12 protein-coding genes and 1 pseudogene are annotated in these 13,414 nt (G+C 57.6%); 6 read left to right on the top strand and 7 right to left on the bottom strand.

Annotation, left to right across the window (positions count from 1 at the left end; translation table 11 throughout):
• The first annotated feature begins 69 nt into the window (after positions 1-69).
• Complete coding sequence (locus tag GS620_RS19125; protein WP_152460331.1) at positions 70-1,896, top strand: BCCT family transporter; 1,827 nt, start codon at positions 70-72, stop codon at positions 1,894-1,896.
• 323 nt (positions 1,897-2,219) lie between these two features.
• Positions 2,220-2,657 (top strand): annotated as a pseudogene (locus GS620_RS19120) (FAD:protein FMN transferase); the annotation flags it as partial.
• A 47-nt stretch (positions 2,658-2,704) separates the two neighbouring features.
• On the opposite strand, the gene GS620_RS19115 reads toward GS620_RS19120, so the two are convergent.
• The 6 genes from GS620_RS19115 to GS620_RS19090 all read right to left on the bottom strand — a co-directional run bounded on the left by GS620_RS19115 (position 2,705) and on the right by GS620_RS19090 (position 8,028).
• The gene (locus GS620_RS19115) at positions 2,705-3,496 is read right to left on the bottom strand and encodes a xanthine dehydrogenase family protein subunit M (protein ID WP_171617426.1); all 792 of its coding nucleotides are present in this window, start codon (positions 3,494-3,496) and stop codon (positions 2,705-2,707) included.
• A 132-nt stretch (positions 3,497-3,628) separates the two neighbouring features.
• Positions 3,629-5,989 carry a xanthine dehydrogenase family protein molybdopterin-binding subunit gene (locus tag GS620_RS19110; protein ID WP_152460329.1) on the bottom strand — a complete coding sequence of 787 codons (2,361 nt, stop codon included), beginning with the start codon at positions 5,987-5,989 and terminating at the stop codon, positions 3,629-3,631.
• 80 nt (positions 5,990-6,069) lie between these two features.
• The gene (locus GS620_RS19105) at positions 6,070-6,552 is read right to left on the bottom strand and encodes a (2Fe-2S)-binding protein (RefSeq protein ID WP_171205170.1); all 483 of its coding nucleotides are present in this window, start codon (positions 6,550-6,552) and stop codon (positions 6,070-6,072) included.
• 28 nt (positions 6,553-6,580) lie between these two features.
• On the bottom strand, positions 6,581-7,105 hold the full coding sequence (locus GS620_RS19100; protein WP_171617425.1) for a CoxG family protein: 525 nt from the start codon (positions 7,103-7,105) through the stop codon (positions 6,581-6,583).
• A 72-nt stretch (positions 7,106-7,177) separates the two neighbouring features.
• Positions 7,178-7,699, bottom strand: coding sequence for a transporter substrate-binding domain-containing protein (locus GS620_RS19095; RefSeq protein ID WP_171617424.1), 522 nt, complete (start codon positions 7,697-7,699; stop codon positions 7,178-7,180).
• 89 nt (positions 7,700-7,788) lie between these two features.
• The gene (locus tag GS620_RS19090; RefSeq protein ID WP_216597957.1) at positions 7,789-8,028 is read right to left on the bottom strand and encodes a hypothetical protein; all 240 of its coding nucleotides are present in this window, start codon (positions 8,026-8,028) and stop codon (positions 7,789-7,791) included.
• Between GS620_RS19090 and GS620_RS19085 the strand changes: the two genes are divergently transcribed.
• The 4 genes from GS620_RS19085 (at position 8,020) to GS620_RS19070 (ending at position 12,419) form a co-directional block, all read left to right on the top strand.
• Entirely contained in the window at positions 8,020-8,160 is a 141-nt protein-coding gene (locus GS620_RS19085; protein WP_171232055.1) for a hypothetical protein, read from the top strand. The genes GS620_RS19090 and GS620_RS19085 overlap by 9 nt on opposite strands.
• 142 nt (positions 8,161-8,302) lie before the next feature.
• A complete protein-coding gene (locus GS620_RS19080; protein WP_171617423.1) occupies positions 8,303-8,986 on the top strand; it encodes a response regulator transcription factor in 684 nt (227 codons plus the stop codon).
• Positions 8,987-9,032: 46 nt separating this feature from the next.
• On the top strand, positions 9,033-10,202 hold the full coding sequence (locus tag GS620_RS19075) for an FIST N-terminal domain-containing protein (protein WP_171617422.1): 1,170 nt from the start codon (positions 9,033-9,035) through the stop codon (positions 10,200-10,202).
• Positions 10,203-10,205: 3 nt separating this feature from the next.
• Entirely contained in the window at positions 10,206-12,419 is a 2,214-nt protein-coding gene (locus tag GS620_RS19070) for a PAS-domain containing protein (protein WP_171617421.1), read from the top strand.
• Between the two features lie 44 nt (positions 12,420-12,463).
• Here GS620_RS19070 and GS620_RS19065 read toward each other — a convergent pair whose 3' ends face one another.
• Entirely contained in the window at positions 12,464-13,393 is a 930-nt protein-coding gene (locus tag GS620_RS19065) for a LysR family transcriptional regulator (RefSeq protein ID WP_253283993.1), read from the bottom strand.
• Positions 13,394-13,414 lie beyond the last annotated feature (21 nt).

Raw genomic sequence — 13,414 nt, 5'->3', positions numbered from 1 at the left:
TGCAACGCGATGTTTTCCAGCACTTTTTCAGAAGAACAAAAACGACACACTCGAGGAGGAACGCGCGATATGTCGATACCCGAACCTTTCACGGACGTTGAAATAGAAACGGCTGATTCCGGATTCTATGAAAACTACAGCGTCCCAATTGCCCTGATCAGCAAGGCCATCATGGTCGGGCTGGTCCTGTGGGCCCTGGTTTTCCCAGCGAATGCAAACAGCACATTGGGCAGCCTGAACAGCCAGTTGCTGGAGGTCTTCAACAGCTTCTACATCGTCATTGTCGGTTTTTTCTTCTTCTTCCTGGCCGTTGTTGCGATCATTCCGTCCACGGGTCGTCGGATCATGGGAACGCCGGGGGAAAAGCCCGAGTTTTCGAACTTCTCATGGTTTTCCATGATGTTCGGTGCCGGTCTTGGTGTGGGGCTCATGGTTTTCGCCACAGCAGAACCGCTGGGCCTTTGGGGATCTAACCCGGTTGTCGTTTCCGGCGCGGTCGAAGGTAACACACCTGAGGCATTGCAATCGGCTTACCGCTTCACTTTTCTACACTATGGCTTCCACGCTTGGGCGATCTACGTGGTGACCGGCCTGTCGTTGGCTTACTACGCTTACACACGCGACATGCCTTTGACGATCCGCTCGGCGCTGACTCCGCTGTTTGGCCGTTTCGTCAACGGCTTTTTCGGCCACGTGGTCGACGTTTTGGGCGTTGTCGCGACGATCCTCGGTGTGTCCGTAACCATTGGTTATGGCGTCAGCCAGTTCATCGACGGACTTTATGCGATCACCGGCATGCAGTGGATCATGGATTTGGGTGGCGAGGTGCCGACCCCCAGCAAGGTTGGTCTGATTTCAGGCTTGGTCGTCATCATGGGCCTGTCGATCATTTCGGCGGTATCCGGTGTTGGCCGGGGTGTTAAGTACCTGTCCAACCTGAATCTGGTGCTGTCGATCATCTTGTTGGGCACTTTCGTGGTCTTCGGCTCGTTTGTGTTTGCCATGACCACTTATGGTACTGCCATGGTCGATTACATCCTGCACTTCCTGTCACTCAGCTTTAACGCCTATGGTCCGCTGTCGGCCGAAGCATTCGCAGCGGCCCTGCCGGCCGAGGCGCAAGCACATGCCGCAGACCTGATGGGTGGGGCGACCAACGCCTGGGGCAGCTTCGACGGCTTCAAAAGCGGTCTGGAAGGTGCAGCAGCCGAGTTGGACGAAGCAACCTTGGCCGCGGCTTATGCTGCGGGTGAGCAAGGTCGTCAATTCGGCTGGCAGGCAGGCTGGACCACCTTCTACTGGGCATGGTGGATCGCGTTCTCGCCCTTCGTGGGTCTGTTCCTGGCGCGCATCTCCAAAGGTCGTACCGTTCGCGAGTTCATCTTGGGCTGCGTGTTCGCACCTGCACTGGTGTGTTTTGCCTGGATGACCGTTCTCGGCGGCACAGCGATCGATCTGGAACTGGCAGGCGCGGCAGAAGGTGCGATCATCGGTGCATCGAACACCAACAAGCTGTTCACCACACTGTCCTACATGATCGACGGTGGGCTATTGTCCATGCTGAACGTCATGTGCGTGATCCTGATCATGACCTTCCTGGTGACCTCGGCGGACTCGGGTATTCTGGTGATGAACACCATCATGTCAGGTGGTAGCCAGGAAACCGGTATCAAGCACCGCATCATCTGGGGTGTGATCCTGACGGCAGTGATCGGTGCGCTGATCCTGGCGGCGGGTGAAAACAACCCTATGGACGCGCTGCGCAATGCCATGATCATCGGTGCGCTTCCGTTCACCATGGTGATGGGCCTGATGTGCGTATCGCTGGCCAAGGCGCTGTTCCGCGACAGTCAGCGTGACAAGCACTCTGCCAGCAGCACGCAGGCAGCCGAGTAACGCGTAGGCAAAAGAAATAAAACCTGGTCAGGCCGCCCCATCTGGGCGGCCTGTTCTTATTTGGCAAAGCGTCGCCTTTGACGTGAAAAACCCCAATATCACCCCGAGGCCAAAGCCGCACTGATCGGCGAACCAAACCTGCCCCCTGTCGACCGGCCGAATACCCCGTACGTCCGTCGCCCTTGGCTGACGTGGTGACATTTTGCACACCGGACCGGCGAGGGCCGAATCACCCGCCAGCTACACCCGCCAAGTTCGATTTCCTTGCGGTTGCAACTTAGGTTGCAGGGCCGCCTTAGTGCTATGGGCAGGGACTAGCGCTTACCTTGAACGGCATCGCTCAAAGTTTCGCCACCGATCTGGTCGTTCGCGCCTTGCGCAAGGCTGGGTGGGGCAAGGTTTTGGTCAATATCGGAGAGTATTATGCAAGTAGCCATCAGTGGCTGCTGGGTGTCTCGGATCCAGTGTACGGACCTGTCGAAGTCACGCATTTGAAAGACCGCGCCATCGCTACGTCCAGTCCCGGCGCCATGCGTCTGCGGTCCGGCAGTGCTCACGTAATCGACCCGATGGGCGAAAACGCTCCGCTTTGGTCAACGGTCAGTGTCCAGGCACCGGATGCTACAACGGCAGACGCGCTTTCAACGGCATTCTGTCATGCTTCTGAGGCTGAAATAGCAGCGACCCTTGCGCGGGCAGCCGGCGAGCGCATCGCGATCTGTGTACGCCCCAATGGGAAAGTGGTGACGCTGCAAGGATAAAAAGCCCCGGTTAACACCGGGACTTTTCGATTTTCCCGACCAATTCTTTACAAGCAGTCTTCAACCGCGCGTTTGGTCATGACCGAAACAAGATGCGCCCGATACGCCTTGCTCCCATGCAGATCCGCAATCATGTTTGCCGGGTTTACACGCAGGTCCATAAGGGCATCAGGGCGAAACTCATTGTTCAGCGCCTGTTCAGCCTCGGACCACCGGAAAACGCCGTCCTCGCTCGCGCCGGTAACCGCGACGCGTACGCCGTCCGCAAAGCGAGCCAGGTAGACCCCAACAAGCGCAAAACGCGACGCTGGCTGAAGGAATTTCCGGTAGCTCGCGGCTTGCGGTACCGGGAAACGGATTGATGTGATGATTTCACCCTCATCCAGTGCTGTCGTGAACATTCCCTGGAAAAAGTCATCGGCGGCAATCTGGCGCGTATTGGTCACGATAGTCGCCCCTGATCCCAATACGCCTGCCGGATAGCAGGCCGCAGGGTCATTGTTGGCAACCGAGCCGCCAATCGTCCCGCGGTTGCGGACTGCCGGATCGCCAATCTGACCGGCCAGCGCTGCAAGCGCTGGATACGACCCTGCGGCCTCGCGGGCGACGACAGCGTGGGGCGTCGCGCCACCGATCGACACCGATCCGTCATCCTCGATGCAAACGCCTTGCATCTCGGGAATTCCGCTGACCGACACCAACTTGGACGGGGCCGCCAACCGTTGCTTCAATGTTGGGATCAGCGTCTGTCCGCCCCCCAACGCCTGCGCATCCTCGGCGGCCAGTGCAGCAACCGCATCAGCAATGGTCGAGGGTTTCTCAAACTCGAAACTGTACATTTCGTCTTTCCTTTCCGAAAGGCGCGGATCCGCCCTTCATCTGGCTGTAAATATCCCGGGGGTCGTTATTGGTTGCGTCATTGGTCCGAGAAACCAATGGCGACGGGCCGGCCCCCGGTCCGCTCTCTCCACTCAACCGTTCATCGCCGCCCAAACGCGCGAGGGGCTGACCGGCATGTCGATATGGTCCACCGCCTTGCCGCCCGAATTCAGCGCGTCAAGAACCGCGTTGACGACCGCAGGTGGCGACCCGATCGCACCGGCTTCGCCACAGCCCTTTACGCCCAAGGGATTGTGCGTACATGGTGTCTGGCTGGAATGATCTACGCCGTAGAATGGCACGTCATCCGCACGCGGCATCGCATAGTCCATGAAGGACGCACTCAGCAGCTGGCCGTTTTCGTCATAGGCACAGTTCTCAAGCAGCGCCTGCCCGATGCCCTGACCGATACCGCCATGGACCTGACCATCCACGATCATTGGATTGATGATGTTGCCGAAATCATCCGCCGCAGTGAATTTCTCGATGCTGACCTGACCGGTTTCCGGATCGACCTCGACCTCGCAGGCATAGGCGCCTGCCGGGAAGGTAAAGTTGGCCGGATCATAGAAAGCGGTTTCCTCCAATCCGGGCTCCACTTCCAGCGGATAGTTGTGCGGGACATAGGCCGTCAGGGTCACATCGCCCCAGGCCACTGACTTATCAGTACCCGCAACGCTGAACTGACCGTCCTTGAGCTCGATATCGGCCTCGGATGCCTCCAGCAGGTGGGCGGCGATCTTCTTGGCCTTGTCGATCACCTTTTCGGTCGCCTTGACCATGGCCGAGCCACAGACCGCCAGCGAACGCGAACCGTATGTGCCCATACCGAACGGGATTTTCGAGGTATCGCCATGTACGATCTCGACCATCGACTCGTCGATACCGATCATGTCGGCCACCACCTGCGGAAAGGCCGTCTCGTGTCCCTGTCCATGGCTGTGCGCGCCGACCATGACGCTGATGGAGCCTGTCGCATTAACCCGAACAGTTGCTGCATCATAGAGGCCCGCTCGGGCCCCGAGCATGCCGACAATGTTGGAAGGCGCGATGCCGCAGGCCTCGATATAGCAGTTAATGCCCAAACCCCGAAGCTTGCCGTTGGCTTCACTTTGCGCGCGCCGCGCTGCAAAACCTGCCAGATCGGCGGCGGCCTCAAGCTTGTCCATCGTTCCGTTGTAGTCCCCGGTGTCATAGGTCAGCGCCACCGGCGTGTCGTAGGGGAACTGCGTGATGAAGTTCTGTCGACGCAGGGCGATCGGATCGGCACCCAGTTCGCGCGCGGCTTTGTCGATCACACGTTCCAGCTGGTACGTCGCCTCGGGGCGGCCTGCGCCGCGATAGGCGTCCACCGGCACCGTATTGGTGAACATTGCCTTCACGTTCACCTGAATGACCGGCGTCTTGTAGTTGCCCGCCATCAGCGTGCCGTGCAGCCAGGTCGGGACCGAGCTGGAGAAGGTGGATAGATACGCGCCCAGATTGGCGTAAGTGTTGGTACGCAGGCCTACGAAATTGTTGTCGGCATCCAGCGCCAGCTCGATCTTGCTGACATGGTCGCGGCCCTGTGCATCCGACATGAACGCCTCGGACCGGCTGGCCGTCCACTTGACCGGGCGGTTGCAGGCCTTGGCGGCGAAGGTGCAGAATGCCTCTTCCGCATAGTGGAAAATCTTGGTGCCGAAACCGCCGCCCACATCCGGCGCCACGACGCGGACCTTGTGCTCGGGCAGGCCGAGCACAAAGGCGCACATCAGCAGCCGGATCACATGCGGGTTCTGCGACGTAGTATAGAGCGTGTATTCATCCGTGCCCCGACTGTATTCCGCCACGGCCACGCGCGGTTCCATCGGGTTGGCGACCAGACGGTTGTTCACAAGCTCCAGCGTGGTGACATGCGCGGCGTTGGCAAACACCTCGTTCACCTTGGCATCGTCCGCCTCACCCAGTTGCCAGTCATAGCAGATGTTGTTCTTCAGATCGTCATGGACCAACGTCGCGCCATCCTGCGCGGCTGCCTTCATTTCGATCACCGCGGGCAGTTCCTCGATATCCACTTCGATGGCCTCTGCCGCGTCGCGGGCCTGCTCAAGGCTGTCGGCCACAACGGCTGCGATCGGGTCGCCCACATGACGCACTTTGCCTTGCGCCAGAATGGGGTGCGGCGGCTCTTGCATCGGCGCGCCGTGCTTGTCGGTGACTTCCCAGCCGCAGGGCATGCCGCCCACGCCTTCGAAATCCTTGCCGGTAAACACCTTGACCACACCCGGCATGCCTTCGGCCGCCGAAGTGTCCACGGATTTGATCCGGCCATGCGCGATGTCGGACCGCAGAAAATGCACATAGGCCTGGCCATGTACGTTGATGTCGTCGGTATAATTGCCTGCTCCGGTCAGAAAGCGCACGTCCTCGCGCCGCTTGGAACTGGCTCCGATGCCACTGTCTTTGGGCATTGCTTGTTCTCCTCCCATAAACGGATGCTGCTGCATCCTTCACTCATCCCACGGGCGTGCTTCCGACGCCCGCAGCGGCATCATTCCGCAGCGATGCTGCCCACGTCCTGGCCGGATGCGGCCATGATCGCCTTGACGATGTTGTGATACCCGGTACAGCGGCACAGGTTGCCCTCCAGATACTTCCGGATTTCGGCCTCGGTCGGGCGCGGGTTCTCTTTCAGCAGCGCGGCGGCGCTCATCACCATGCCCGGAGTGCAGAATCCGCATTGCAGACCGTGGTGATCCTGAAACGCCTGCTGGATCACGTTCAACGACCCATCCGAATTGGCCTGACCTTCGATCGTGCCGACATCAGCCCCATCTGCTTCGGCAGCCAGCATGTTGCACGATTTCACCGCTTCGCCATTCACATGCACCACGCAAGCGCCGCATTGCGCAGTGTCACACCCCACATGCGTGCCCGTCAAAGACAGATGATCGCGCAGAAAACCGGACAGCAATGTCCGGCCCTCGACGTCTCCGCTTACGGCTTTGCCGTTCACGGTCATGGAAATTTTCATGACTTTCTCCTCCCTGAATTCCAAAGGATTAACCGCCTAACACGCGCTTGATCCAACCTTTCTTTTCTTCCCCGGACTCGCCTTCTTCCGAGGTTTCGGGCTCGGGCGCATCCTGAGGTTCGACCGCATTCTGAAAGTTCTCAAAGAACTGGTCGGCCATTTTTCTGGCAACCCCATCGATCACGCGCCCCCCCAACTGAGCCAGTTTGCCACCGACGCGTGCATCGACCGCGTAGGTCAGCAGTGTGCCTTCGGGGGCATCCGACAAGGTGACGTCGGCCGCGCCTTTGGCAAATCCGGCGGCTCCTCCCTTACCTTCACCCGATAACTTCACGCTTTCAAGCTCCACGAGATCAGAAAGGGTTACAGAGCCTTTGAACGTCGCTTTGACCGGGCCTACTTTTTGCACGACGGTGGCCTCGAACCCGTCTTCGATCGAACCTGTCATCTCCTGACATCCCGGCACGCATTCCTTAAGAACTTCTGCCGACAAGAGCGAGGCCCAGACTTTGGATCGCGGCGCGGCGATGACGCGGCTGTCACTGAGTTCCATTTCACTTCTCCAAGTATATTTTTGTTACGCTACGCGGTGTCCGCAGCCTTGCCTATAAGACCTTGGGTGTAGTCACCGCAGGGCAGGGGGTGAATGTGTAAGGCCGCGACGTTTGGAGATTTCGGCGATGCGCCTGTCCTGCAATGCCGCATAAATGGCGTCGTCAACAGCATAGCTGAGGCCGCTATAGGCGAAATGAACGTCCACGCCAGCGGTCCATGAACTGACGGCAAAACCGGGAAGGGGTGGGGTATTGAAGTCAAGCTCCGGCGTCAGCCTGGCCTCAAGGTTTTCGCCGGCAGCCACCAGATTGAAACGCGCGTCAACACCCAGCTCTTCGGCGATCAATGTTCCGGTGTCGATATCCACGCCCTGTATCTTGCCGTCTTTCTCATAGGACCACGGGGCAAAGTCGTCATAAGCCGCAAATTTGATATAGCCGCGCGCGACGATGGTATCGAGATCAGCGCCAAGGATATCCCGGCTGGCGTTTTGTGGTTTGGGTTGAGACACACGATCCTCGCATCGGGCCATCGCCATTCCGGTTGAAAGAGCGGCAGCCAACAGGGAGAAAGAAAACGTGCGTCCGATCATGTGCCTCAGTCTGCCTTCCTGTTACGCGGCAGACAATCCAATTGTGAGTTGTTTCGCCGCCTATGAGAAATCAGGGCTGCCGGCTGAGATCAAAACAGCTTCGCGGAAGGCCACGCTGTCATCGACAGGGCGCCCGATCCTGTTTCCACTGTGCTGGCAATCTGGCTGAGATCCGACTGAAGCGCTGCGGCATCACCTTCTCCACCGTCGGCCATGGATGCCAGCAGGTCACGGATTTCTTTCAGCCGATCCGTATAATCGTCCAGCGCACCATCGTCGGGGCGTGTTTCGATATAGGTGCGAATGGCCCGGGCGGCCTTTTGGCCCAACAGATCTCCGAAGGCCGGCAACTTGGTGATCTCGTTCTGGGGCGTGATGTGGTCAAGAAGGTCAACTATCTGAACCAGGGTGGTACCTTGTGGATCTTCCGCCTGCCAAAGGAACTGGCTTCGGTGAACTGATCCGGGATCCGACAAAACCCTGACGCGTACCCCTGATCCGGGGTGCGCGTTGTTATACGACCTTCCGCCAGTATGCGTGGTTTTCATTCGTTGCTAGGATTGGTTAGGCTGGAGACCATTTGAATGCAAAAGGCTATACCAGATGTTTGCTGAATCCGCCGCGCGCAATGACTTCGATAACGTTCTGATCGTTGATGACCATCCGTTGTTTTGCGACGCCTTGTCGATGACCCTGCAAAGTGTGGCTCAGATCCGGGAAGTCCATACGGCAGACCGACTGGAGGACGCCTTGGATCTGCTGGCAAGTGGGCTGAAGCCCGATGCGGTCATGCTGGATCTCAATTTGCCGGATGTGGACGGTCTGGAAGGTCTGATCCGCTTGAAGGCTTCCACGGACGCACCGGTGATCGTGGTGTCGTCGCTGACGGATAACCGCGTTGTCAGCCAGGTGATACAGGCCGGCGCATCAGGCTATGTCCCCAAGCACAGTCAGCGCGACGTGTTCCGCACTGCATTCGAGACAGTGCATGCCGGTGACGTTTTCGTGCCGGAGGGCTGTGTTTTGATTGACGCAGAGGAAGAGGACGAACACGGCGAAGCCGTAAAACGACTGGCGACACTGACAAATCAGCAGGCGCGCATCCTGCAACTGATCTGCGAAGGCAAACTGAACAAGCAAATCGCCTATGACTTGTCGATTGCGGAAACGACGGTCAAAGCGCACGTGACAGCAATAATGCGAAAACTGGGTGTTCAAAGCCGCACGCAGGCGGTTCTGATCGTCAAGAAAGCGTCCTTTGCCAGTGTCTTGCAAGACCAAGGCTAAGCGTCATACTCTCACGTCATCGTCGCGCTTTTAGGGAGGAGGCACGATGGACCAAGCAGTCGGGTGGGCAACAGCCCGGGCCCGTACGCCAGGCATCGTCAAAACGGCTTTTGCACGCCACGACACCGGGCAGTCGATCGAGACACTCAAACGCCAGTTGGGTGATGACGCACTTGCGCTTGTCATTCTTTTTGTCAGCCCGAACGCCGATGCATCCGTGGTGATCGCGGATGCCGAACGCGCCTTTGCGCCGACCCCGATTGTTGGTTGCACCACCGCCGGAGAGCTGGCGGATAATGGGTATTGCGAAGATCAGATCGTCGCGATCGGCCTGCCGCAATCCCATTTTGACATACGCACGGTTCTTGTTCCGGATCTGAACGAATTCGATTCCGACAGCATCATCAAAGAGATGATCCACAACAGAAATGCGATGATGGTAAACGCGCCCGACTGGAGCCATGAATTCACGTTCCTGATGATTGACGGGCTGTCGACAAAAGAAGATGAACTGACGTCGGAATTGGCTGTGGGGCTGGGACCGGTGCCATTGTTCGGCGGTTCGGCGGGGGATGGAACCAAATTCGGGCGCACATATGTTCTGTATCAGGGGCAGGCAAGAAGCAACGCAGCCGTACTCACGCAGGTTCGCACGCCGTGTCCGATCAAGGTGTTCAAGACCGATCACCTTCTGCCCACCGCCCATCGCATGGTCGTGACCAAGGCAGACCCGGCAAAACGCATCGTTCAGGAAATCAATGCCGAACCCGCTGCCCGCGAATACGCCCGTATTCTCGGCAAAGACCCGGAACAACTCACCACATTCACATTCGCGGCCCATCCAGTCGTTGTGCAAATAGGCGGGCAACACCATGTCCGCGCGATCCAGCAGGTGGCGGGAAATGGCGATCTCGTCTTTTTTTCGGCGATTGACGAAGGCTTGGTCCTGACGCTGGCAGAACCTCGGGACATGGTTGAACATCTACAGGAAGAAATCAGCCTGTTGACCGAGAAGCAGCAACCCGACACCATTTTGGGTTGTGACTGCATCCTTCGTCGGCTGGAGGCCCAGCAAAAGCAGAAGACGCACGCGATCTCGGACATCCTGTCCCGCCATCACGTGGTCGGTTTCTCGACCTATGGAGAGCAATTCAATTCGATCCATGTGAACCAGACCCTGACCGGCGTGGCGATATACCCGCCCGAGAAAGAGTAAGGTATGATCGAGCATCTCACAGACCCCTCGGACTCACTTGATCGTCAGAACGAGAAGCTTAGGAAAATCGCCGAAGCCCTGATGCGGCGGGTCGAAGAATCCACCAATGCCTCTGGCGCGGCTTATGCTCAGTTCCAACGGGCGGCGGTGCTTGAACAAGAGGTCCGCGCCCGTACGGATGACCTTGAGCGTGCGCTTGAGCTTCTGAATGACTCCAACGCCAGGCTGGCGCAGGCCAACAAGGAAACCGAAGCGGCGCGCGCAGATTTGGCAAATGCGATCGAAACGGTGCAGGAAGGCTTTGCCCTGTTCAATCGTGACGAAGAACTGGTGCTGTGCAACAGCCGGTTCGGGATGCATATGCCCGACATTCAGGAACAGCTGAACCCCGGCTTGCGCTTTGCCGACTACGTGGAACTGGTCAGCCAATCCGGGTTCCTGTCCTTGCCAGAGACAATGACCCCAGAAGACTGGGCCAAAAGCCGTCTGGATCGTCACGCAGATGACCACGTGGTGTTCAATGTTCGTCTTTCGGGCAATCGGTGGACGCAGGTGTCAGAACACCGCACCCCAGACGGGGGCACCGTGATCCTGCAAACCGACGTGACAGATATCATGCGGATCGAACGGCAAGAAAGGGATCGCATTCTTGACGATAAGGCGCGGCTGATCCGCGCCACGCTTGAACATATCGATCAGGGCGTCTGCATCTTTGACAACAAGCACCGCATGATCGGGTGGAACACCCGCGCAAGCGAGCTTTTGGCCATACCGATCACTCAGTTTCAGATGGGCACGCGGTTTGAAACCCTGTCCAATCGCCTGGGCGACAACATCAGCTTTCAGAAAGGCATAACCGAGGCGGATCTGCTGGATTGGGTCAGCCGACCAACCTATCGCCGCCCTCTTCAGTTCCAGATGCATCGGGGGCGATCGAAAATCCTGTCGGTCTTTGCCCAGGAAATGCCCGATCGGGGCTTTGTGATTTCCTTTACCGATGTAACTGCGGAACGGAGGTCTGCGCAGGCCTTGTATGAAGCCAAGGAGCTTCTGGAACAACGTGTGGCGTCACGCACAATGGAACTTGCGGACGCGCTGAACGAGGCTGAACGGGCGAACGCGTCAAAATCGCGTTTTGTGGCCGCCGCCAGCCATGACCTGTTGCAACCTCTGTCTGCTGCAAAGCTCTATGTTGCGTCACTGGGCAGCGGTTTGGACACTGACACCGCCCGGACCGTTGCAGCAAAAGCAGAAAGCGCCCTGAACAGTGTCGAACACATTCTCGAGGCCCTGCTGGACATCTCAAAGCTGGATTCCGGGCGGGCCAAGGCGCATCTGTCCACGGTGTCGGTGGGCGAGCTTTTCTTGCAGATGGAAGACGCATTCAAGCCCGTCGCCCAGGCCAAGGGTTTGAGTTTGCGTTTTGTTGACACAAAGGCTCGGGTCACAAGCGATGCCAGTTACCTTCGGCGGATATTGCAGAACCTGCTTTCAAACGCGATCCGGTATACCGAGACCGGGAAAGTTCTTGTTGGTGTCAGGCATCGCAAGAACGCAATTGCTTTGGAAGTCTGGGACACGGGCATCGGCATAGCATCAGATCAAAGAGATATCGTGTTTCAGGAATTTCAGCGTTTGCATTCAGATGCCAGCGCCGCCGAAGGCATGGGATTGGGTCTTGCGATTGTCGAGCGGGCCTGCGGGTTGCTTCAACACCCCATCCACCTGTTTTCCGAAGTTGGAAAGGGCACGGGGTTTTCGGTCGAAATACCTTTAGCCCGGGCGAAACCAGAGGTTTCTCTCTGCTCTTCAGTGGTACAAAAACCAAACTCGAATGTGCTGGGCAACACCGTCGCTCTGTTGATCGAAAACGATGAAAACCTGCGCGGTGCGTTGACCATGACCATCGAATCCTGGGGCGTCGAGGTTCTGGAATGCGAAAGCGAAAGCGAAGCGATTGGCCTTCTGCGCGAAATAGGCATCCTGCCAGACTTTGTTGTCGCCGACTATCAATTGAACAACGGAAAAACAGGCACGGACGCCATGCGCGCCCTGACGGATGAATTCGGGCATTTGCCCGGCTGTATTATCTCAGCCAATCGATCACAAGAGCTTGTCCAGCAATGCAAACAAGCAAAGCTGCCGCTATTTTACAAACCGATAGATCCGCAACTGCTCAAATCGACGCTGGAGGCCTCTGTTGCGCGCGGCATCTGAGTTCTTCCGGTTGTCGCCCATTTCGCAGTGCGGTCGGGTGTCTTTCAGAAGTCTTCCGTCCGCGGGTTGGCGTTGGTCTGATCCAGCATCGACACAACTTCCGCCTTCCATCCCGCTTTTATTTTCAGCGCCAATTGCGACGGGGGACGGTGATCCGGCGACAGGATGGCGTATTCATATCTGAGGGGGTCCTTGAAAGGCAGGAATACCACACGGCCATGCGAGATGTTCAGCTTCCGTTCGGTTGCAACGGTCAACGGATCGACAATCGAGCAGCACTGCCCCGATCCAACAAACGGAATGAGCGGAAGAAAATACTGGCACGTCACACTAGGTTTGTAAGTGGCGGCAACCATCTGAAAAGCGCGTCGCACTTTCTTCTGAAAAGGATGGGTGTCATACAGTCCACCCATTGGCACATCATCGAGATCCGAAATCGTAACGGCCTTTTCTTGCGCCAACGGGTTGTCCCGATCCATTGCGCAAAAGCAGTCTCCGCTGATGATCTCTGCCGTGAATTGCGGCTTCTTTCCGACCGGGTGTTCGAAATCAGCAAACCCGAAATCAATGTTCTGAGTGCCTGCAAGTTCCATTATCTGTGGCGAACTGCGGGTCGACAGCGTAACCCGGATGTCCGGGTTCCCGCCAACTGAACGGCTGATGAAATTCGGGAAGGCAAAAATGGACGGTCCCGGCATGGCGGCAATGTTCAGATTGCCCGAACTTCCTTTAAGAAGCCCGTGCATCGTGCTGGAAACCGTAGATAATCTGTCCAGTATTCCGGTGGTCTCGGCCAGCAGGTAATGCGCCTCTGGCACTGGGATCAGACGCCGGCCTTTTCGTTCGAACAGGGTCAGTCCAAGACTTCTTTCCAGGTTCTTGATTGCCAGGCTGATAGCAGGTTGTGTCCTGTTCAGCTTCTTTGCGGTTTGAGAGATGGACCCGGTTTCCATCACCTCACGAAAAACGGTCAATTGAGCAAGGTTCATGTTTAA

This window comes from Ruegeria sp. HKCCD6428 (assembly GCF_013110595.1).
In the GTDB taxonomy this organism is placed as follows: domain Bacteria; phylum Pseudomonadota; class Alphaproteobacteria; order Rhodobacterales; family Rhodobacteraceae; genus Ruegeria.
The sequence above is the reverse complement of the archived record's forward strand: the minus strand, read 5'-3'. Positions and strand labels throughout refer to the sequence as shown.

What these genes read in the sequence shown, in the direction of transcription:
- GS620_RS19115 (WP_171617426.1), bottom strand. Translation starts at nt 3,496, where the DNA reads ATGTACAGTTTCGAGTTTGAGAAACCCTCGACCATTGCTGATGCGGTT.
- GS620_RS19070 (WP_171617421.1), top strand. Translation starts at nt 10,206, where the DNA reads ATGATCGAGCATCTCACAGACCCCTCGGACTCACTTGATCGTCAGAAC.
- GS620_RS19095 (WP_171617424.1), bottom strand. Translation starts at nt 7,699, where the DNA reads ATGATCGGACGCACGTTTTCTTTCTCCCTGTTGGCTGCCGCTCTTTCA.
- GS620_RS19125 (WP_152460331.1), top strand. Translation starts at nt 70, where the DNA reads ATGTCGATACCCGAACCTTTCACGGACGTTGAAATAGAAACGGCTGAT.
- GS620_RS19100 (WP_171617425.1), bottom strand. Translation starts at nt 7,105, where the DNA reads ATGGAACTCAGTGACAGCCGCGTCATCGCCGCGCCGCGATCCAAAGTC.
- GS620_RS19075 (WP_171617422.1), top strand. Translation starts at nt 9,033, where the DNA reads ATGGACCAAGCAGTCGGGTGGGCAACAGCCCGGGCCCGTACGCCAGGC.
- GS620_RS19105 (WP_171205170.1), bottom strand. Translation starts at nt 6,552, where the DNA reads ATGAAAATTTCCATGACCGTGAACGGCAAAGCCGTAAGCGGAGACGTC.
- GS620_RS19110 (WP_152460329.1), bottom strand. Translation starts at nt 5,989, where the DNA reads ATGCCCAAAGACAGTGGCATCGGAGCCAGTTCCAAGCGGCGCGAGGAC.
- GS620_RS19080 (WP_171617423.1), top strand. Translation starts at nt 8,303, where the DNA reads ATGTTTGCTGAATCCGCCGCGCGCAATGACTTCGATAACGTTCTGATC.